Here is a 19,896-nt window from a genome sequence, read left to right as displayed (position 1 = left end):
ATTAACCTTTTGCTTTAGCAATGATATCTTCAGCAACGTTTTGAGGAGTCGCCTGGTACTTCTCCAATTCCATAGAAGAAGTAGCTCTTCCTGATGAAAGTGTTCTTAGAGTAGTAACATAACCAAACATTTCAGAAAGTGGAACTGAACCTTTGATCACAACGGCACCGTTCTTTTCTTCTTGTCCACTGATCGTACCTCTTCTCTTGTTAAGGTCACCAATGATGTTACCCATATATTCTTCCGGAGTTACAACCTCCAGTTTCATAATAGGCTCCATAATTACTGGCTTAGCAGCACGTCCCGCTTCTTTAAATCCTAATTTAGCTGCCATTTCAAAAGAAAGTGCATCAGAATCCACTGCGTGGAAAGATCCGTCTTTAAGAACTACTTTAATACCTTCAACTTCGAAACCAGCCAAAGGACCGTTTTTCATTGCAGCTTTAAAGCCTTTTTCAATAGCAGGAACAAATTCTCTAGGAACGTTACCACCTTTGATCTCGTTAATAAATTCTAAACCTATTTTACCTTCGTCAGCTGGTCCTAGTTCAAATACAATATCAGCAAATTTACCTTTACCACCAGATTGTTTTTTGTAAACTTCTCTGTGCTGGGCAACTCTTGTAAGATTTTCTTTGTATTCTACCTGAGGCTGACCCTGGTTTACTTCTACTTTGAATTCTCTTCTCATACGATCTACAAGAATGTCAAGGTGAAGTTCACCCATTCCTGAGATAATCGTTTGACCAGAAGCTTCGTCAGTTTTAACCTGGAAAGTAGGATCTTCTTCAGCTAATTTAGCCAGAGCGTTACCCATTTTATCCTGGTCTGCCTTAGTTTTAGGCTCAACAGCGATACCAATTACCGGATCAGGGAAAACCATCGATTCCAGAACGATCGGGTGTTTCTCATCACACATTGTATCACCAGTTTTGATAGATTTAAAACCTACCGCTGCACCAATATCTCCTGCTTCAATATATTCTACAGGATTTTGCTTGTTAGCGTGCATCTGATAGATTCTGGAGATTCTTTCTTTATCACCTGAACGGGTGTTCAGGATATAAGAACCTGCATCTAATCTTCCAGAGTATGCTCTGAAGAATGCTAATCTTCCCACGAAAGGATCGGTAGCAATCTTAAAAGCTAAAGCTGCGAAAGGCTCGTCTACAGATGGTTTTCTTGTAATATCAAGATCTGTTCTTGGGTCAGTACCTTTGATATCATCTTTATCCAATGGAGAAGGCAAGTATTTACATACTGCATCCAACATAAACTGTACTCCTTTGTTCTTGAATGAAGAACCACAAGTCATTGGGATAATAGATAGATCAATAGTAGCTTTTCTTAGAGCTTCGTTGATTTCGTCTTCAGAGATTGAATCCGGATCTTCGAAGAATTTCTCCATCAAAGTATCATCGTAGTCAGCAACAGCTTCTACTAATTTTTCTCTGTATTCCAGAACTTCAGCTTTCATGTCTTCAGGAATTGGCACTACTTCAAAAGTAGCTCCTTGTCCTGCTTCGTCCCAAACGATAGCTCTGTTTTTAATTAAGTCTACAACACCTTTGAAATCTTCTTCAGCACCGATTGGTAAAACGATTGGAACTGCGTTTGATCCTAACATTGTCTTAACCTGGTTTACCACGTTAAGGAAGTCAGCACCTTGACGGTCCATTTTGTTTACGAATCCCATTCTTGCCACTTTATAGTTGTCAGCAAGTCTCCAGTTTGTTTCAGACTGAGGCTCTACGCCATCTACTGCAGAGAAAAGGAATACCAAACCATCTAATACTCTCAAAGATCTGTTTACTTCTACTGTAAAGTCAACGTGTCCTGGTGTATCAATGATGTTGAAGTGGTAAGGCTTAGTTTCAGCTAATGGCTTACCTTGGTCTGTAGGAAAATTCCAAGAACAAGTAGTTGCAGCAGAAGTAATGGTAATACCTCTTTCTGCTTCCTGCTCCATCCAGTCCATTGTAGAAGCACCATCGTGAACTTCTCCAATTTTGTGGTTTACCCCTGTATAGAATAAAATTCTTTCTGTAGTGGTAGTTTTTCCCGCATCAATGTGTGCAGCAATACCAATATTTCTTGTAAATTTAAGATCTCTACTCATTTCTAATTAGAATTTGAAGTGTGAGAAAGCTTTGTTAGCTTCCGCCATTTTGTGAGTATCAGATTTTTTCTTGTAAGCAGCACCTTCTTCTCTTGAAGCAGCTACAACTTCATTAGCCAGTTTCAAAGCCATAGACTTATCATTTCTCTTTTTAGAATAGCTAATTAACCATTTCATTGCCATAGAAATTTTTCTGTCAGCTCTGATTGGCATAGGAATCTGGAAGTTAGCTCCACCTACTCTTCTGGAACGTACTTCTACGTGAGGCATAACGTTAGTTAATGCATCTTTCCAGATTTCAAGGGCTGTCTTTTCAGTTTCTCCTTTTTTAGTTTCTACGATATCTAATGCATCATAGAATATTTTGAATGCGATAGACTTCTTACCGTCCTGCATCAAGTTGTTTACGAATCTAGTTACCAATTGATCATTAAATTTCGGATCTGGTAACAACGGTCTTTTTTTCGCTTTTGTCTTTCTCATTGTTTCTGTACCTTATTTAATGATTATTTTTTCTTTCCTTTAGCTGGTGCAGCTGCTGCCTGACCTGGTTTTGGTCTCTTAGCTCCATACTTAGATCTTCTCTGCGTTCTTCCGCTAACACCTGCAGTGTCTAATGCTCCTCTTACGATATGATAACGTACTCCCGGTAGGTCTTTCACCCTTCCGCCGCGTACCAATACTATCGAGTGCTCTTGAAGATTATGTCCTTCGCCCGGGATGTAGGCGTTGACTTCCTTCCCGTTAGAAAGTCTTACCCTTGCAACTTTTCTAAGTGCAGAGTTAGGTTTCTTAGGAGTGGTAGTATATACTCTCGTACATACACCTCGTCTTTGTGGACAAGAATCAAGGGCAGCCGATTTACTCTTCTTGGTGAGTGCGACTCTTCCTTTTCTTACTAATTGTTGAATAGTAGGCATTTAATTGCTTTTTATTTTAGGGTGCAAAAATAGGAATATTTTTTTAATTAACAAACACTTAGCCGTAAATAACATTTCTTATTAAAAATTAATTAACAGCCAGTTACGTTAATCCATCAATATCACAGTTACATTTTTATCCCAGTTAAAATTTTTGATATTTTGTTTGAGCAGCTGCAAATTATCTCTATTGATAGAATATACAGACACCTCCAGCCTGGCCACAGTTACCTTATTTTCAATCTTCAGGACAGCTGCTTTTTTCCAATTTTTTGGGATATGCCCCTGAAGCCACCCATCATATACCATTGCTATTTCGTATTTGTTTTTCAGACAGTAACGGGTAAGAAAATCTTCAAAATTATGATCAAAAGCTTTTCTATTTTCATTAAAAACAATTGTTTCTTTAGAACCTAAACCGACAATATCTAACAAATGGATATCTGTATAGTAGGTAATCGCCCCAATATCATTAGCCACTATTTTGGATGTATTATAATAGGTATGTAAAAATCTCGCAGACTGTATCTGCTGTTCATAAATATTTTTCCCTCCGTTATCAATTACCTTATGGGCGATCCAGCTTTTATAAATCCAAAGGAGACCATTCAGGACAATCACTACACTGATTAGAATTTCTTTTCTGCAATACTTTTTAAAATCCCAGAAAAGATCTTTAACTTTTGGAATAAGCACCATTGAAAGCCCCACAAGAAGATAAGCCTCATAGCGAAACAGTCCTTTAAAATCTGCAAACATGGAATGACAGATCGTAGTTAAAGAAAATACAATAAGAAAAAAATTATTATCAACAGCTTCCCGGAACGTTTTGCTTTTTAAATCTCTACCTATAAAGATTGCACATAATAAAAGAGGAAATAAGCCTACTTTATAAAAGCTTATATTCAATAAAAAATTATCAAATACAATGGTTTTAAGCTGGATCAAGAATTGTGAATCGAAACTCAGTTTTGTTCCTTTAACCACCACAGAATTTGGGAAGAAGTAGCCAGCCTGCTGATTATTAAAATAACAAAAAATAATAATCGGGATAAAACCAGCCAGCAGCACTCCAGCAGCGTCCTTACTTTTTTTAAGTAAAAGTAAAACAAAAGCCATTACTACAAAATAAAACATACTTTCAAAACGTGTAAGCCCCATCAGCAGAATAGTCCCATAAAATCCAACAAGTGCCAATTTATTTTTATCCCGTCGGGGAAAACAAAAGACATTCACTACAAAAAGGAATACCTGAAAGATATGCTCCATTCCGGTCAGCAGCTGTAAATGAAGAACGGCGAAAAATAATGTGAAGATTACCGCTAAAAATGTCTTTTTTACATCATTAAAAATATCTCTAAAATATCGGGTAAGAAAATAAATAACCCCAACACTGAAAACAGCATTAAAATACAATGGAATCTGATCATTATTCCCAATTATTTTAATTAAAACACTGATAATAAATGTAAATAAAGGCGAAGAAGAAGCGGAAGAAAACTTATATTGCGTAATTCCCCAGACATGATGAATTGCGAAATTTTTCGCGACAGCCAAATGAATATAAGCATCATCCAAAAGGTAAACATAATGACCTCCTGTTTTTAAAACCGAGTTTATATAGTATAATAAACACACCGTAAAAAAAACGGCAAAGGAAATAAAAAAACTTCTTAGTCCTATATTTCGGAATGAGTGCATTTTTAAGATCAATTATAAAAATATCAAAGATAAGTATCATCAATCGTAAACCTATGTTTTCGGCACAATATTTTCTAATTTTGTTGACATAAAAAATAAACCTATGAAAAATGCAAGTATCATCGGCCTGAAAGAAGCCGACTGTAAGAACATTTCAGAAAAATTAAATATCCTTTTAGCCAATTATTCCGTGTTCTATCAAAACACCAGAGGTTCACACTGGAATATCAAGGGAGATCAGTTTTTCACCCTTCATCCTAAATTTGAAGAGCTTTACAACAGTCTTGTATTGAAAATTGACGAAATAGCAGAAAGAATTCTGACCCTTGGTGCAACGCCAGCTCACAATTACTCCGATTATCTGAAGGTGTCTACCATTAAAGAAAGTAAAGAAGTGACGGATGGCACAAAAAGTGTAGAAAATATTTTGAATTCCTTTAAAGTAGTTCTGGATCTCCAGAGAGAACTTCTGGACATCACAGATACCGCAGGAGATGAAGGAACCAATTCCCAGATGAGCGATTACATCACAGAACAGGAAAAAGAAGTATGGATGTACAACTCTTATTTAGGGAAGTAACCGCCAAAAATCGACTGATAAATAAAAAAATCGTCTTACATTTAGGCGGTTTTTATTTTAAATAACTATATTTGCGTTAAAATTACACATATCATGCACGACGTTCGACTAAACTCAATACTGGATAACGATTTCTATAAAATAACAATGCAAAACGCAGTGGTAAAGCTATTTCCAAGCTCCATTGTAAAATATGAATTCATCAACAGAGGAAAGCACCAGTTTCCGGCAGGATTTGATGCTGCTTTAAAAGAAGCGGTCAACAAAATGGCAGAGTTGAAGCTTACCAAGGAAGAAAAAAAATTCATGGCAAAAACCTGTCCTTATATAGATCTTCCTTATCTGGATTTTTTAGAAGGCTATCATTACGATCCCTCTGAAGTGAAAATCCACCAGGAAGGCAGTGATCTTTCTGTAACCGTTGAAGGACTTTGGTACAGAACGATCCTTTGGGAAGTTCCCCTCCTTGCCCTGATCAGCGAACTTCATTACGAGATGAATCATATGGAAAGAGACTCCAATGAAATTGTTATGAGTAAAACTTTGGAAAAAGCGGACTCACTTGGAAGACTTGAGGTCAATTTTGCTGAATTCGGGACCAGAAGAAGACACTCTTACAAGGTACAGAATCTGGTCATGGAAGCCCTGACGCAAAACAAAGAATCAACTTTCATCGGAAGCTCAAATGTGCATTTTGCTATGAAGTACGGAGTAAAACCAATCGGCACCCATGCACATGAATGGTTTATGTTCCACGCTGCTGAGTATGGATTCAAAATGGCCAATGAACTGGCCCTGGAACATTGGGTTGATGTTTACAGAGGTGATCTGGGCGTTGCACTGTCAGATACTTATACTACGGATGTTTTCTTCCAGCAGTTTGACAAAAAATTCGCAAAGCTGTTCGACGGTGTTCGCCATGACAGTGGGGATGCACTTGAATTTGCAGACAAAACCATCGCACACTATCAAAGACACGGAATTAACCCTTTATTTAAATATATCATTTTCTCTGATGCTTTAAATCTTGAAAAAGTAGAAGAAATCACCAATTACTGTAAAGGAAAAATAGGCGTTTCCTTCGGAATCGGAACCAATCTTACGAATGATGTCGGTTTGAAACCAATGAATATCGTAATGAAACTGATCGGCGTACAGGCGCCTAACAAAGAATGGATTGCCACCGTAAAACTTTCTGATGAACATGGAAAATATACCGGCGATCCTAAAATGATTGAACTGGCCAAAGAATTTTTAAGAATAAAAGATTAAATTTATCTACCTGATTCAGGCCATCATTAAATCCTTGTTATGAAACTAAAAATTTATTTATCCCTCACTCTTTTAGTGGCAACATTATCCTTCGCTCAGGAAAAGAAAGCAGAAAAACCAAAATTCAACGAGGAACTGGCCGCATCCCTGGGCACAGATCAATACGGGATGAAGCCCTACACAATTGTAATGCTCACCACGGGAAGCACAAAAGTGGATGATAAAGGCAAAATGGAAGAACTGATGAAAGGCCATCTTGCCAATATCAGAAAGCTGGCTGATGAAGGAAAAATTGTAGTGGCAGGACCTTTTTTAGAACAAAATAAAGAAAACTACCGGGGTATGTTTATTTTCAACACAAAATCTAAAGAGGAAGCCGAACAATGGGTAAAAACCGATCCCGCAATACAGGCCGGTGTTTTCAGTTATGAAATTTTCCCATGGTATGGATCTGCCGCATTACCGCTGTATTTGAAACATCACGGGGAAATATCAAAGGAAAAACCATAGAAATGAGTTTTTACGGCAAATTTTCAGAAAAAGACCTGATTGAATCCTACACCAATCAAATTGATTACCAAGGCAAACCGGATAAAGAAATTGTAGAAGAAATTCTAAAGAGAGGTACTTTGGAAGATTTTCAAGCTAAAATCAAAGCCAAAAATTTATTTCTGGCCGAACAAAACAGAATGATCAGAGAAATTCATTCACATTACATGAATAAATTATCCAAGCAGGACTGTTTATCATTAATAAGCTCAGATCTGCTGCCTGATAAAACAATCCAATTTCTTGTAGAGACGAAATACAATCAAATACATCAGAATGTTGAGAATTTAAAAGTTGATTCAAAAACTTTAATTAATACAGTCATTGGAACTGTTATTGCCTCCATTATAAGTTCAATTGTCATCTTTGTTAGTCTTTACAATTTTATCTTTTTAATGGTTTTTAATTTTTTTTTATTGATTCCTGTTTACATAATCAATTATTGGATGATAAGATTGATTACCGGAAAAACACGAGAGAATCCAGCCGTATTCATAGGATCGTTTATAGCAACTGTACTTAACTGCATCTATTTCTTTGTACTTTACCAAACAATTTCATAATCCACCCAGGAAAATACATATTAAAATAAATCACTATAACGTTACATAGTGATTTGTTTTTTACTATATTAGACGTTCATTTTCAGACTTATAGAAATTAAAACAATCAAAAAAATTAATTCCATGAAAAAAATGAACTTAAAAAAAATTTCAAGAAAAGAATTGAAAGAGGTATTCGGCGGGTATTTATATCCGGCACAATGTCCCGGAGGATGCCATGGTGAAGCCCTGATCAGATGTCCTGATGGTACAACCACTATGACTAATTTTGTATGCATGGGGGGAAGATGCGAACCAGCCGCCATGTGCAAACCATTGGTTCTTGAACCTTTTCCAGATCCGATTACCATCACTCCATAATCTGGTCAACAAAAATAAAGTGAGCTTTCCGGCTCACTTTTTTTATTCTATACTATTTATCAAAATTCTCGGCAAAACGCTTTCTACAATACTAAACATACAGAATAAAATGATTTCAGGTTTAGTTCCAAATACATAATTCACAAAACACATATCACAAATACCTGATTATCAAATAAAAAAAACAACATTCCTTTTCAAATATGTAAAAAATTATTATATTAGATAAAAATTTATTGTATGAAAAAAACATTACTATTTAGCTTTATTGCAATTGCAGCAATGAGCAATGCCCAAATTTTAGTTACGGAAAGCTTTGAAAATGCTACCTATCCAGGTTTTGCAGTAACTGGCGGTTATACCGGGACAGCCGGGACGTACATTTCCGGTGCTTGTGATGGCACCGTAGCCATTGGAGCCGAATCATATGGTTCCAATGATGCCAACAGAACTGTCAATTTAGTATATACGAAACCTGCTGGCATCACTGCCAATGGAAAGAAAATTGATGTTTCCTTTACGTTCAGCACCAGTGCTTATGATGGATTGAGCAGCATCGGAGGCGTTATTAATGTAGGATATTCTACAGACGGAGGCACCACCTATACCCCGATTGGTTCCTCAGTTACGCTAACATCCGCAGCCCAAACATGCGTACCATTCACAGGTACAATTCCGGAAAGCGCCAATGTAAACGGAAACTTCATGCTACGTATACAGACCGTAGGCACAACAGGTACTTCATATGATTTCTATAACTTTATAGATAACGTGAAAATCAAACAGGAAGTAACAGCAATACCTGCCTGTACAACAATCAGCAGTCCGGTAAGTGGTGCAACCGCAGTTTCAGTACGACCACAGATCACCTGGGCAGCAACAGCAGGTGCAGAGTCTTACAAAATAAAAGTAGGAACAACTCCGGGAGCTTCAAATGTATACACAGGGACCACCTTTAGTACTTCATTCACGCCCTTATCTACAAGCGTTTTCCCTCAAAATACACTTCTTTATGTTACAGTTACCCCAACCAATGCTTTAGGTGATGCAACAGGATGCCAGGAAATATCTTTCACAACAGGTGCTAATCCTTTTGCCCCTTACTGCGGACCGCTTACAGCCAAACTTGGCGTGTATCCTATATCTAATGTTGTAATGAGTGACATGACCAATTCATCCAGCACAACAGCAAATACCGGTCTTGGCCAGGAAAACTTCACCAACAAAACAGCGACTGTTACAAGAGGAACTTCCTATCCTATAACCCTTACAGGAACAGGAGTAGGAACCAACCGATTTGGCTTTACAGTATTTATAGACTGGAATCAGAACGGAAGCTTCACCGATGCAGGGGAATCCTATTTTGTAACTTCTGATTTTGCAGGAGCTACGGGTAACACGGTGACTGTCAATAAGAGCATTGCAGTACCGGCTACCGCTGCTTTAGGAAATACAAGAATGAGAGTAAAATATCAGTTTAACAGTTCAACGACCAGTGTAAGAGCAGAATTATCCAGCCCTTGTACCGATCTTAGCCAAGGACAGGCCGAAGATTATACCATACTTGTACAGAATGTATTGGGAACTTCAGATGTTAATGCTGACAACAAAATGAATATCTCGGTTTACCCTAATCCGTTTAAAGACATTCTGAAAATTTCTGACATAAAAGATGTAAAATCTATTGCAGTGACCGATGTTTCGGGCCGTCAGATAAAAATGCTGAAACCTAGTACTGAACTTAACCTTTCAGATTTGAATTCAGGTCTTTATCTTATCTCGCTTCATATGGAAGACGGAAGTATAAAAACTGTGAAGGCAATCAAGAAATAGTAAGCTTTATTGAAGTTAAATTCTATTTAAATATAAAGCGGCAGTCCTGTACTGCCGCTTTTTTTATTCTTTACCGTCAGATCAATTATTTAAATTACAATAACCTTATTCCTGTAAAATTTTGAGGGTTTCCGTAAAAGAAATCAATTTTTGTTTTTGTAATTTTGAAAGATGGATATGACCTATTTAATTATTGGATTTATTGCCGGCGGAGCACTGGGAGCCGTTATTTTGTATTTTGCCTTAAAATCGTCCACGGTTTCAAGAAATTCTTATGATGAACTGAATAACCTGCATATCAAAAAGAATTCAGATCTGGAAAATCTTAATCTGAAAATCCAGGAGCTGAACCAGAATATCAGCAAAGAACAGCAACACAATCAGCAGCAGACCGATCTATTTAATGATCTTAAAAATGAATATGCAAAAATTTCCGCAGAATACGCCTCTTTAAACGCTCAATTTTTGGAACTGAAACAGCTTAATTTAAAACAGGCTTCCCAAATAGAGAATCTTGTATCCGAAAAACAGCATATTTTTGCCAAAAACTCCGAGCTTTCTGCAAAAAACGACGGATTACAGAAATCTCTTGATACCCAGAAAGAAGAAATTATCAAAATTCAGGAAGAGTCAAAACTACAGTTTGAAAATCTGGCCAATAAAATTTTAGAGGAAAAAACGGAAAAATTTACCACTTTAAATCAAAATAATTTAAAAACCATTCTTGAACCGTTCCAGGAAAAAATCACCGACCTTAAAAACAGGGTAAACGAAGCTTATGAAAAAGAAAATAAAGAACGTTTCTCTCTTGCCGAAAAAGTAAAAGAGCTTGCTGAACTGAATCAGCAGATCTCAGAAGATGCCAAAAAACTGACAAGAGCCTTAAAAGGGGAAAGCAAAACCCAGGGGAACTGGGGTGAAATGATCCTCGAAAGTATTCTTGAAAAATCCGGACTCGTTAAAGGAAGAGAATATTTCCTGGAGCATGAACTCCGTGACGAAGATAATAAAGCATTGTTCTCCGAATTTTCCGGTAAGAAAATGCGCCCTGATGCCGTTATAAAATATCCGGATGAAAGAAACGTAATTATTGATTCCAAAGTTTCCCTGACAGCCTTCACAGAACTGGTAGATGAGAACGATCAGGATGTTTATGCCATGAGGCTTAACCAGCATTTGGGATCCATCAAAAATCATATCCTCCAGCTTAGCCAGAAGGCTTATGACGATTATGGAAAGTCTCTGGATTTCGTAATGATGTTTATCCCGAGTGAACCCGCCTATATTGCAGCTATGCAGGCAGACCAGAATCTTTGGAACTTTGCTTATGAGAGAAGAATTTTACTCCTCAACCCAAGCAACCTGATCACCTCATTAAAGCTGATCGCAGATCTGTGGAAACGGGAATATCAGAACAGGAATTCTATGGAGATTGCTGATCGCGGAGCAAAACTATATGATAAATTTGTAGGTTTTGTAGAAAACCTTGAGAAAGTCGGGAAAAATCTTGACCAGGCCAAAAATGTATACAACGATGCTTACAAACAGCTTTCTACAGGAAATGACAATCTTGTCATCCAGACTCAGAAACTAAAATCCCTGGGCATTAAAAACAAAAAAGATCTTCCGCAAAGCCTTATTGACAACGGTAACTTTCTGGAAACAGAAAACTGATGAGATGAAAAAGAATCATATCATTTTAACCATCGGTGTTATGACATCTTTTGCACTGCCCGAAATCGTTTCAGCAAATACCATTTCTTATCATGGTTTATTTTGAAACTGGCTTTAATCTTGGACAGCAATTTTCCTTCACCTTTTCATGAATCTCTACTGGGCAATCTTTAATGTTTCAGGCAATATGTATGGAAATTTATTTAAAATTGCATCCATTTTACTCATCATAGTCTTGGTTATCTATAATAAACGCAGGAATAAAATACCTTTTCAAGTTACCGGAAAAAACCTTTTCATCAAAACCAGGCAGACGTAATCACAAATTTTGCATAATTTTGCAGCATGTTGATAGAGAGTTTTCAAAACGATAAAATAAAAAACGTCACCAAACTTCTGGCTGACAACAGGTTCCGTAAAAAATCAAAAGTTTTTGTTGTAGAAGGGCTGCAGGAAAATGAAAGGGCTTTACAGTATGATTTTGAACCAGTAGAATTTTTTATCTGTGAAAATATCTTTAAAGGAAAGCTTCTGGAAGGTAAAATCCATTCTGTAAGTGAGAAGGTATATGAAAAAATAGCCTATAGAGGGAGTTCTGAAGGAATTATCGGAATTTATAAAACCAAAGAAAATCTTCTTTCATCATTTATACCTAAAGAAAATTCCACGGTAATTATTGTGGAAGGTGCAGAAAAACCGGGTAATCTTGGAGCCATCCTGAGAAGCTGTGAGGCTTTTGGAATTGATGCTCTGATTGTAGCAGACGGAAAAGCCGACTTCTATAACCCAAATGTGATACGTTCAAGCGTCGGATGCCTCTTCGGAATGAAAATTTATGATGCAGAAAATAAGGAAACCTTTGAATTTCTGCAGAAAAACAATTTCAGCATCTATACAACTCTTATGGATGAGACCGCCGAAGACATTTATAAAAGAGATTTCAGGCAGCGTTCTGCCGTATTATTCGGAACCGAGCATTCGGGATTAAGTAATTTCTGGATTGGAAAAGGAAAAAATACGCTGATACCAATGGCAGGAAGTATTGATTCTTTAAATTTGAGCAATGCCGTTGCTATTACATGCTATGAATCGCTGAAACAAAAGAAAGGGTAATTTTCAGAAAGGAAAGTTGATGCCGAAAGGAATCTTTAAAGCATAAAAAAACCGTCTCACAGGGTGAAACGGTTCTTTTATTGTTAAGCTTATGCCAGAATTATTTCTTAGCAGCGTCTTTAACTTCTTTAGCAGCATCTTTTGCAGCACCTTTAGCAGCATCAGCAGCACCTTTAGCAGCGTCAGCAGCAGCTTCAGTTGTAGCTTTAGCAGCATCAGCACCAGCAGCAGTTGTAGCAGCAGCAGCATCTTTAGTAGCATCTACAGCAACGTTAGCAGCAGAATCAACTACTTTAGCAGCAGAATCAGTAACTACAGCAGCAGAATCAGCTACGTTAGCAGCAGCAGAATCAGTTGCTCCTTCAGTAGAAGTAGCTTCAGTTTTTTTACAAGCAACTAGAGAGATTGCAGCGATAGCAGCTACGAATAATGACTTTTTCATAATAAATTAAATTTAATTTTGTTAATATTGTTTTTTATAAATTTCTTTCTGTTCTGTTATTTGAACAAGACAAAGGTAGACGAGATATAAAAGTTGTTTATGAAAAATAATTGTAATACATTTGTAAAATAGTTTTACAAAAAAAGAGTACTGATAATCAACAATTTAATTATTTTATAAAAATTGACAGATTTAGATCTATTACATTTTGAGCAACTGAAAAAAGATGTTCAGGCAGAATTTTTAAAAGAATCCAGCTCTTCCCATGATGATATTTCAAAATGGAAAGGTATAGATATTATATATTTCCAGGAAGACCTTCGCAAAAAAGCTAAAGGCAACATCAGTGAAAAGTCATTTTACACTTATTTCAAAACTTCGCCGGTCACCAAATTGCCAAGGATCGACATGCTTAATTTATTGAGCATTTATGCGGGATACGACTCATGGTATGACTTTAAAAAACAACATCTTTTTGCCGGGGAACTGCTGCTGGATAATGAAGATCCTGAGGAAGAAGAAATTCAGAAACAGGAAAAAACAGAGTCCGAAACCTTAGAAACTCCAAAAACTGAAATTCCGGCAAAAAAAATAGAATATCAGGGTAAAGAAAACATTGATTTACAAAAATCAATACATGATAATCAGATAATTACACAAAATACAACAACGACAGTCCAAGCCGGAATACAATCTCTTGTAGTGAGAAAAAATTTTGTCAAAAAGAATGCATGGATCATCATTACCTCTATTTTAATTGCCATTACCGGAATTCTTGGATTTAAAGACCAGCTATTCTCAAAAACTTATAAATACTGTTTCACCGATAAGGACCGCGGCGTTTCTGTCATCAATACTCTTGAAATCAGGGTAATTAAAGCCAATGAGTCTCCGCTTCTCTATAAAATAAAACCAGGAGAGTGTTTTTATTATTCCACTAAGGATAAAAACATCAAAATGCAGATCAGTGCTCCTTTCTACGAGTATCTGGAAGTCAACAGAAACCTGGAAAATGCCCCGGATGAGGAAATGATCGAACTGAAACCTGATGATTACAAGATGGCAGCCTATTACTTCTCCATTAAAGATGTGAAAGGAGGTAATCCTGAGGAACAGGTAGCCCTGATTAAACAGAAAAGAAACCAGCTGGAAAGCCTGATCAGCAACAGTGCGGTTATTTATCAGGTGTATGATAATAAAACGTATGGTATAGAAAGGCTTGACAAGCAAAAATACATTACACTGGTAACAACGCCTACCACATCTCTGAAAAATCTTAATGTTATAGAGATGAAAAAGGACACCAAAGGAAAAATAGTATCTATTAAATTTAAAATAGCATCCACAGATGAAGAAAATAAATAAGTTTTTAATTTTCGCAGTACTTTTTTTAGCATTTATTTCCTGCAACAATAAAAAGACGGAAGTAAGTGATCTGGATAAATTAAGAAACAGCACCAATATAAAAAGCTATCCTGCGGTACAGATGGACAGCATGCAGGCAATCAATTCCATCACCAAGCAGAAAGTTCAGGAACTTCTTGATCTTTCTACATTATACTTATCTGGAAATAGGAATACCGAGATCGATACGCTAATCTACTCCCAGATGGAAAGCTATTTCCACAAACCGGATTCTACTACATTTAAAAAGCTGTTCCATGAGCTGGACAGCCTTAAAGTAAAATCGGTAAAAGTAAATAACCTGAATGTTTACAAAGAATTCTATAAAAAGGATACTTTAGATTACGCAAAATTCAATCTGGAATATTTTGATTCAAAAAATAAATCCCTGGGAACTTTTGAGAAAAACGCCCAGTACATTTTGCTTTCTACCCCGATGATAAAGAAAGAATTTAAATTTTATTTCCTGGATTTCTATTCTGATCCGTTAAAGAAAGACAGCACCTCGGTAGGCGTTACCAAATAGTCCAGCGGAATATCATTTTGCCGGACATCATCGATATTTTCATCGGGGCCAAAGTAATTGACTCCGATTTTTTTTGTCCCGGAGGAAATATTTTCAAAAAAAACATCGTAAAAGCCTTTTCCATAGCCTACTCTGTTTCCTTTTTTATCACAATACAAAAGTGGAGTAATTACATAACTGAAATCATTTTCTCCGGAATCTTCATTAGAAACAGGCTCTGAAATACCCCAGGTATTAGTTTGAAACTTTGTATCATTAAAAATTTCCACAGAAATTAATTTTGCATCAACAATTTTAGGCACAAAAACCTTGATATTCCAGCTTAAAAAATAGTTAATGAATATTTGGGTATCAATTTCGCTGAACTTTTCAATAGGAATGAAAATATGGACTTTCTGACCTGAAAGAGGTTTAAAACAATCAACAAAATTTTCAAAAATCTTTTCAGATAACAGGAAAGCCTCATCAGAAGACAAGGCTTTTCTTTTTTGCATATATTTTTTTCTAAGTTCAGCTTTCAGCATAATTACGCGTTTTCAGCCTGAAGAATCTTATATAATTTATCTGACAAACGAACTCTAAACGGAAGTTCAAAAGTGATCTGATCTCCCATTTTTGCCGTTTCACACGGATTTCCATTTACATACAATTCTGTAATGGTAATTTCCTGCTCACCGGTTGTCGGACCTGAAATCAGTACTTTATCGCCTACTGAAAGTTCCTTGTTTTCAATTAAAAACTGTGCAATCTTTGATTTTGTGTAATAATGTTCTGCTTTTCCAAGCAATGCTTTTTTGACCGTCATTTTTTGACGGATATTTTTGGTTTCAGCTTTTGCCAGAGGTTTAACCGGTAAATCGCCTGAATTTTTAAATTTCAAAGCATCTGATTTTCCTTTTCTGAAAACCTTATTTCCAACCTGTAATCCTTTTCTCAGCTTTAGTTGCTCTTCTAAAGGTAAATGTATGGTTTCCAAACATTCTGCAGAACAGCAGTTTTCCATTGCGGCTTTACATTCGTTACATTGAATGAACAATAAATGACAGGCATCATTAGCACAATTGGTATGGTTGTCACAAGGCTTCCCGCATTGATGGCATTGGGAAATAATATCATCTGTAATCCTTTCCCCCAAACGGTGATCGAATACAAAGTTTTTACCTATAAACTTACTTTTTATCCCCTCTTCTTTTATCTGGCGGGTATATTCAATGATTCCGCCTTCCAGCTGGAAAACGTTTTTAAAACCCTGATGCTTGAAGTAGGCGCTGGCTTTTTCGCAACGGATTCCGCCTGTACAGTACATTAGCAGGTTTTTATCTTCTTTAAAATCCTGCAACTGTTCGTTGATAATTGGTAAACTTTCTCTGAAATTTTCTACATCAGGAGTAATAGCACCTTCAAAATGACCGACTTCACTTTCGTAGTGATTCCTGAAATCAACGACAATGGTATTTGGGTCTTCAAGTAAATTATTGAATTCCTGTGCCTTTAGGTGAATTCCTTTATTGGTAACATCAAAGGTATCATCATTCAAACCGTCAGCAACAATTTTATGTCTGACTTTTATCGTCAGCTTTAAAAAAGAATGATTGTCTTGCTCAACTGCCACATTCAAACGGATTCCTTTCATAAAATCGTAAGCTTCCAGTGTATGGCGAAAGGCTTCAAAATTATCGGCAGGCACACTCATCTGAGCATTAATACCTTCATGTGCGACATAAATACGGCCGAGAGCATCAAGTGTGTTCCAGGCTATAAATAATTCGTCGCGAAATTTTTTAGGATCTTGAATTTTGGCATACGCATAGAAAGACAATGTAAGGCGTTCCTTACCGGCTTCATCAATAAGCTGAGCTCTTTCTTCTGCGCTTAAGGTGTTATACAGTTGCATGCTATAAACGTTTTAAGTGAGAAAAATTTTTGCAAATATAATCATTTCTGCTTATCCGGGAAAATTGCACTCCCTATGAAGATGCGTAACGAGCAATAAGTAACGGGTAATCTGTGATATATAATGATCTCTAATTAAGGAGCTTTTGGATTAATTGTTGTATCTTAAACATGACATTTTTATTCTGCAGCTTACAAAATGTCACATTTTTTCTTTAATAATTTTTTAAGTTTTGTTAATACACTATTTAATATTATGACATAATGCATAAAATGACACAATAGCCGTTAAATTTTAGTTAAAATTGAAACATAGCATGCTAATTGCTTACTTATTTAGCATTAAATTTGTTTACGATAAAACAAAAAAATCAATAAATATAAAAGAAAGATATACAATGAAGAGTACTTTAAAAAAACTATTACCATTTGCAGTAGTGGGAGTTGTCTCAGGAGCTACTACCGTTGGGACACTACAATATTTCGGTCATCATTCAAACAATGGCGACCAGTCTTACTTCACAGCACCAGCCCCTAATGCATCATTTGTAGGAATGAACACGGCAACTGTAGGCGATGATTTCGTGAAGGCATCAAAAACTACGGTTCCTGCTGTTGTTACCATCAAAAATTACCAGAGCAGATCATCAAGCAGGGCTTCGGAACAGGATCTGTTTGATTTCTTCTTCGGAGATCCTTTAGGAGGAGGACAGCAGAGACAGAAGCAGCAGGCTCCGGACAATATGCCATCAGGAATGGGTTCCGGGGTAATTATTTCACCGGACGGATATATCATTTCCAACAACCACGTTGTAGCAGGAGCCAATAAACTGGAAGTTGTTTTAAGCAACAAAAAATCTTATATCGCAACTCTTGTAGGTACTGACCCGAATACTGATATCTCGTTATTAAAGATTGAAGAGAAAGGGCTTCCTTATTTAAATTTCGCTAATTCAGACAATATAGAAGTGGGGCAATGGGTCCTTGCAGTAGGAAACCCTCTTGGATTAAATTCCACAGTAACAGCCGGTATTGTTTCTGCTAAAGGCAGAGGAATCGGCATCCTGGGAGGTCAGGGGAAAGCGGCTAATCCTATTGAAAGCTTTATCCAGACCGATGCTGCGATCAACCCGGGAAACTCAGGAGGAGCTTTGGTTAACGTAAACGGTGATCTTATCGGGATTAACTCTGCGATCCAGTCCACTACAGGATATTACCAGGGATACGGATTTGCTGTTCCGGCTAATTTGGCAAGAAAAATTGTTGAAGATATCAAGAAATTCGGAATCGTACAGAGAGGATTCTTAGGGGTTTCTTCATTAGATCTTTCCAATGACCAGCAGGTAACTGCCTACAACAAGCAGTTCAAAACCACCATTAAAGCCGGCTCAGGAGTGTATGTAACAGGATTTGGAGATAACAGCGGTGCAGAAGATGCAGGTCTGAAAAAAGGCGACGTTATCACTAAAATAGATGCTTACGATATCACAGATTTTGCAGATCTGTCCATGTCCATTGGAAGCAAGCGACCAGGCGATAAGGTGCAGGTAACTTATTTAAGAAACGGCAAGGAAAGCACCACTACAGTAACACTGAAAGACCAGAAAGGCGGAACTTCCACAAGAACAAAAGCTGACTTGAGTGTAGCTGAAAAAATTGGAGCAGACTTCGACCCGCTTAATGAAAGATTCAAAACAGAATACGGACTAACCAGTGGTGTTGTTGCTAAAAATGTAAGTGAAGGAAGCGAGATGGCCAAGATTGGAATTGTAGACAATTACATCATCATAGAAGTCAATGGCAAGCCTGTGAATTCACAAAAAGACGTAGAAAAAATCCTGGATAAATACCAGGGCAATGTACAGGTGAAATTTGTAGATGACTACGGAAGAATCTATACGAAAGGATTCAAGATGCCTTAACAGATACGGACAATAGTCTTTTCTTATATTATAACAAAAACGCTGCAGAATCTGCAGCGTTTTTTATTTGGTTTTGTTCATTTTCTCAGCGATCTTTTTTTTCTTATTCCGTTCATAAATAATCTCTACGATCTTCCCTCCTATCCAGGAAAACGGGAAAAAAGTAAGGAAAATAGAGATCTTATAAAATGTAGGATGGTACGGAAATACAATAACATCCAGCATGGCTATGAAAAGCATAATGAAGCCGATAAGAATAGCATAAGCCACTTTAGCATACTTCACAATAAGTGCAGTGGCTACACCTCCGACCGTGGTTCCAAGCCCTGAAATAAACAGCAGAAATCCGAAAAATGCATTATCGTCTTTCATACTAAAAAGAAATCTCTGCCAGTGCTCAAAGGGAGCAAAAGCATCGAAAGTGATCCATTGCGGAAAAGCTCTTATACCAAGAGTAATAATAAGCCCTGCTATACCAAGGCCTACCAGAACCGCAATTGTATTTCTTAAAAAATTCATTAATCCTGATGTGCGATCATAGAAATTTCAATATCAACATTCTTAGGCAGACACGAAACCTGTACAGTTTCACGGGCCGGATAGCTGTCTGCATCAAGATATGAAGCATAAATATCATTCATTACTGCAAAATCGTCCATGCTCTTTAGGAAAATAGTAGCTTTTACTACATTTTTAAAGGTCATTCCCGCTTCAGTAAGAATCGCTTCAAGGTTTTTCATAACCTGATGTGTTTCCTTTTCAATTCCTTCTACCAGTTTGCCAGTTGCGGGATCTACAGGGATCTGTCCGGAAATGTATAAAATTCCGTTGGCCATATTAGCTTGTGAATAAGGCCCGATTGCTGCAGGCGCATTAACTGTGTTGATTATCTTTTTCATAGGTGGATATTACTTTTTTTTAAGTTCATATGCAATCACTATCTGACGTATTTATTTGTTATAAAATTTCGCTAACAGTGATTTCAGCAGAATTTATTTTGGTTGCAAATATAAAATTTATATTTA

20 protein-coding genes are annotated in these 19,896 nt (G+C 36.9%); 11 read left to right on the top strand and 9 right to left on the bottom strand.

Annotated elements, in window-relative coordinates; all coding sequences use genetic code 11:
* Position 1 precedes the first annotated feature (1 nt).
* The 4 genes from fusA to IX38_RS05850 all read right to left on the bottom strand — a co-directional run bounded on the left by fusA (position 2) and on the right by IX38_RS05850 (position 4,740).
* Entirely contained in the window at positions 2–2,119 is a 2,118-nt protein-coding gene (gene fusA, locus IX38_RS05865; protein ID WP_034702817.1) for an elongation factor G, read from the bottom strand.
* A 6-nt stretch (positions 2,120–2,125) separates the two neighbouring features.
* A complete protein-coding gene (rpsG, locus tag IX38_RS05860; RefSeq protein ID WP_034702814.1) occupies positions 2,126–2,602 on the bottom strand; it encodes a 30S ribosomal protein S7 in 477 nt (158 codons plus the stop codon).
* 23 nt (positions 2,603–2,625) lie between these two features.
* A complete protein-coding gene (rpsL, locus tag IX38_RS05855) occupies positions 2,626–3,039 on the bottom strand; it encodes a 30S ribosomal protein S12 (protein WP_027383325.1) in 414 nt (137 codons plus the stop codon).
* 108 nt (positions 3,040–3,147) lie between these two features.
* Complete coding sequence (locus IX38_RS05850) at positions 3,148–4,740, bottom strand: hypothetical protein (RefSeq protein WP_034702812.1); 1,593 nt, start codon at positions 4,738–4,740, stop codon at positions 3,148–3,150.
* 103 nt (positions 4,741–4,843) lie between these two features.
* Between IX38_RS05850 and IX38_RS05845 the strand changes: the two genes are divergently transcribed.
* From IX38_RS05845 to IX38_RS05810, 8 genes are all read left to right on the top strand, one after another.
* The gene (locus tag IX38_RS05845) at positions 4,844–5,320 is read left to right on the top strand and encodes a Dps family protein (RefSeq protein WP_034702810.1); all 477 of its coding nucleotides are present in this window, start codon (positions 4,844–4,846) and stop codon (positions 5,318–5,320) included.
* 93 nt (positions 5,321–5,413) lie between these two features.
* Positions 5,414–6,592 carry a nicotinate phosphoribosyltransferase gene (gene pncB / locus IX38_RS05840; RefSeq protein ID WP_034702808.1) on the top strand — a complete coding sequence of 393 codons (1,179 nt, stop codon included), beginning with the start codon at positions 5,414–5,416 and terminating at the stop codon, positions 6,590–6,592.
* 39 nt (positions 6,593–6,631) lie between these two features.
* The gene (locus IX38_RS05835) at positions 6,632–7,102 is read left to right on the top strand and encodes a YciI family protein (RefSeq protein WP_034702805.1); all 471 of its coding nucleotides are present in this window, start codon (positions 6,632–6,634) and stop codon (positions 7,100–7,102) included.
* 2 nt (positions 7,103–7,104) lie between these two features.
* Positions 7,105–7,704 carry a hypothetical protein gene (locus IX38_RS05830; RefSeq protein ID WP_131368644.1) on the top strand — a complete coding sequence of 200 codons (600 nt, stop codon included), beginning with the start codon at positions 7,105–7,107 and terminating at the stop codon, positions 7,702–7,704.
* 78 nt (positions 7,705–7,782) lie between these two features.
* Positions 7,783–8,064 carry a bacteriocin-like protein gene (locus tag IX38_RS22565; protein WP_316934137.1) on the top strand — a complete coding sequence of 94 codons (282 nt, stop codon included), beginning with the start codon at positions 7,783–7,785 and terminating at the stop codon, positions 8,062–8,064.
* Between the two features lie 240 nt (positions 8,065–8,304).
* Positions 8,305–9,897: a GEVED domain-containing protein gene (locus IX38_RS05820; protein ID WP_084680218.1), complete on the top strand. Its 1,593-nt coding sequence runs from the start codon at positions 8,305–8,307 to the stop codon at positions 9,895–9,897.
* Positions 9,898–10,068: 171 nt separating this feature from the next.
* Positions 10,069–11,571: a DNA recombination protein RmuC gene (rmuC, locus tag IX38_RS05815; RefSeq protein WP_394331177.1), complete on the top strand. Its 1,503-nt coding sequence runs from the start codon at positions 10,069–10,071 to the stop codon at positions 11,569–11,571.
* A 345-nt stretch (positions 11,572–11,916) separates the two neighbouring features.
* Entirely contained in the window at positions 11,917–12,684 is a 768-nt protein-coding gene (locus tag IX38_RS05810; protein WP_034702795.1) for a TrmH family RNA methyltransferase, read from the top strand.
* A 100-nt stretch (positions 12,685–12,784) separates the two neighbouring features.
* Here IX38_RS05810 and IX38_RS05805 read toward each other — a convergent pair whose 3' ends face one another.
* The gene (locus IX38_RS05805; RefSeq protein WP_034702793.1) at positions 12,785–13,126 is read right to left on the bottom strand and encodes a hypothetical protein; all 342 of its coding nucleotides are present in this window, start codon (positions 13,124–13,126) and stop codon (positions 12,785–12,787) included.
* Between the two features lie 183 nt (positions 13,127–13,309).
* On the opposite strand from IX38_RS05805, the gene IX38_RS05800 reads away from it, so the two are divergent.
* Together IX38_RS05800 and IX38_RS05795 are read left to right on the top strand one after the other, a co-directional pair.
* On the top strand, positions 13,310–14,491 hold the full coding sequence (locus tag IX38_RS05800) for a hypothetical protein (RefSeq protein WP_034702791.1): 1,182 nt from the start codon (positions 13,310–13,312) through the stop codon (positions 14,489–14,491).
* A complete protein-coding gene (locus IX38_RS05795; protein ID WP_034702788.1) occupies positions 14,475–15,056 on the top strand; it encodes a hypothetical protein in 582 nt (193 codons plus the stop codon). Before IX38_RS05800 ends, IX38_RS05795 begins: the two co-directional genes overlap by 17 nt.
* On the opposite strand, the gene IX38_RS05790 is transcribed toward IX38_RS05795, so the two are convergent.
* A complete protein-coding gene (locus IX38_RS05790) occupies positions 15,005–15,580 on the bottom strand; it encodes a 5-formyltetrahydrofolate cyclo-ligase (protein WP_034702786.1) in 576 nt (191 codons plus the stop codon). The two genes, IX38_RS05795 and IX38_RS05790, sit on opposite strands and share 52 nt — an antisense overlap.
* A gap of 2 nt (positions 15,581–15,582) precedes the next feature.
* On the bottom strand, positions 15,583–16,950 hold the full coding sequence (gene trhO / locus IX38_RS05785) for an oxygen-dependent tRNA uridine(34) hydroxylase TrhO (RefSeq protein ID WP_034702783.1): 1,368 nt from the start codon (positions 16,948–16,950) through the stop codon (positions 15,583–15,585).
* Positions 16,951–17,347: 397 nt separating this feature from the next.
* Here trhO and IX38_RS05780 point away from each other — a divergent pair, with 397 nt between their 5' ends.
* Entirely contained in the window at positions 17,348–18,871 is a 1,524-nt protein-coding gene (locus IX38_RS05780; RefSeq protein ID WP_034703134.1) for a trypsin-like peptidase domain-containing protein, read from the top strand.
* Positions 18,872–18,934: 63 nt separating this feature from the next.
* Here IX38_RS05780 and IX38_RS05775 read toward each other — a convergent pair whose 3' ends face one another.
* Both IX38_RS05775 and IX38_RS05770 read right to left on the bottom strand, forming a co-directional pair.
* The gene (locus tag IX38_RS05775) at positions 18,935–19,390 is read right to left on the bottom strand and encodes a hypothetical protein (protein WP_034702782.1); all 456 of its coding nucleotides are present in this window, start codon (positions 19,388–19,390) and stop codon (positions 18,935–18,937) included.
* Positions 19,390–19,770 (bottom strand): RidA family protein, encoded by a 381-nt coding sequence (locus tag IX38_RS05770; protein ID WP_034702780.1) that lies wholly within the window; start codon positions 19,768–19,770, stop codon positions 19,390–19,392. Before IX38_RS05770 ends, IX38_RS05775 begins: the two co-directional genes overlap by 1 nt.
* Between the last annotated feature and the right edge of the window lie 126 nt (positions 19,771–19,896).

It is taken from the genome of Chryseobacterium luteum, from assembly GCF_000737785.1.
Taxonomy (GTDB): domain Bacteria; phylum Bacteroidota; class Bacteroidia; order Flavobacteriales; family Weeksellaceae; genus Chryseobacterium; species Chryseobacterium luteum.
The sequence above is the reverse complement of the archived record's forward strand: the minus strand, read 5'-3'. Positions and strand labels throughout refer to the sequence as shown.

Bases quoted from the DNA above. Each gene is read 5' to 3' on its own strand.
- fusA (WP_034702817.1), bottom strand. From the start codon at position 2,119: ATGAGTAGAGATCTTAAATTTACAAGAAATATTGGTATTGCTGCACAC.
- rpsG (WP_034702814.1), bottom strand. From the start codon at position 2,602: ATGAGAAAGACAAAAGCGAAAAAAAGACCGTTGTTACCAGATCCGAAA.
- rpsL (WP_027383325.1), bottom strand. From the start codon at position 3,039: ATGCCTACTATTCAACAATTAGTAAGAAAAGGAAGAGTCGCACTCACC.
- IX38_RS05850 (WP_034702812.1), bottom strand. From the start codon at position 4,740: ATGCACTCATTCCGAAATATAGGACTAAGAAGTTTTTTTATTTCCTTT.
- IX38_RS05845 (WP_034702810.1), top strand. From the start codon at position 4,844: ATGAAAAATGCAAGTATCATCGGCCTGAAAGAAGCCGACTGTAAGAAC.
- pncB (WP_034702808.1), top strand. From the start codon at position 5,414: ATGCACGACGTTCGACTAAACTCAATACTGGATAACGATTTCTATAAA.
- IX38_RS05835 (WP_034702805.1), top strand. From the start codon at position 6,632: ATGAAACTAAAAATTTATTTATCCCTCACTCTTTTAGTGGCAACATTA.
- IX38_RS05830 (WP_131368644.1), top strand. From the start codon at position 7,105: ATGAGTTTTTACGGCAAATTTTCAGAAAAAGACCTGATTGAATCCTAC.
- IX38_RS05820 (WP_084680218.1), top strand. From the start codon at position 8,305: ATGAAAAAAACATTACTATTTAGCTTTATTGCAATTGCAGCAATGAGC.
- rmuC (WP_394331177.1), top strand. From the start codon at position 10,069: ATGGATATGACCTATTTAATTATTGGATTTATTGCCGGCGGAGCACTG.
- IX38_RS05810 (WP_034702795.1), top strand. From the start codon at position 11,917: ATGTTGATAGAGAGTTTTCAAAACGATAAAATAAAAAACGTCACCAAA.
- IX38_RS05805 (WP_034702793.1), bottom strand. From the start codon at position 13,126: ATGAAAAAGTCATTATTCGTAGCTGCTATCGCTGCAATCTCTCTAGTT.
- IX38_RS05795 (WP_034702788.1), top strand. From the start codon at position 14,475: ATGAAGAAAATAAATAAGTTTTTAATTTTCGCAGTACTTTTTTTAGCA.
- IX38_RS05790 (WP_034702786.1), bottom strand. From the start codon at position 15,580: ATGCTGAAAGCTGAACTTAGAAAAAAATATATGCAAAAAAGAAAAGCC.
- trhO (WP_034702783.1), bottom strand. From the start codon at position 16,950: ATGCAACTGTATAACACCTTAAGCGCAGAAGAAAGAGCTCAGCTTATT.
- IX38_RS05780 (WP_034703134.1), top strand. From the start codon at position 17,348: ATGAAGAGTACTTTAAAAAAACTATTACCATTTGCAGTAGTGGGAGTT.
- IX38_RS05775 (WP_034702782.1), bottom strand. From the start codon at position 19,390: ATGAATTTTTTAAGAAATACAATTGCGGTTCTGGTAGGCCTTGGTATA.
- IX38_RS05770 (WP_034702780.1), bottom strand. From the start codon at position 19,770: ATGAAAAAGATAATCAACACAGTTAATGCGCCTGCAGCAATCGGGCCT.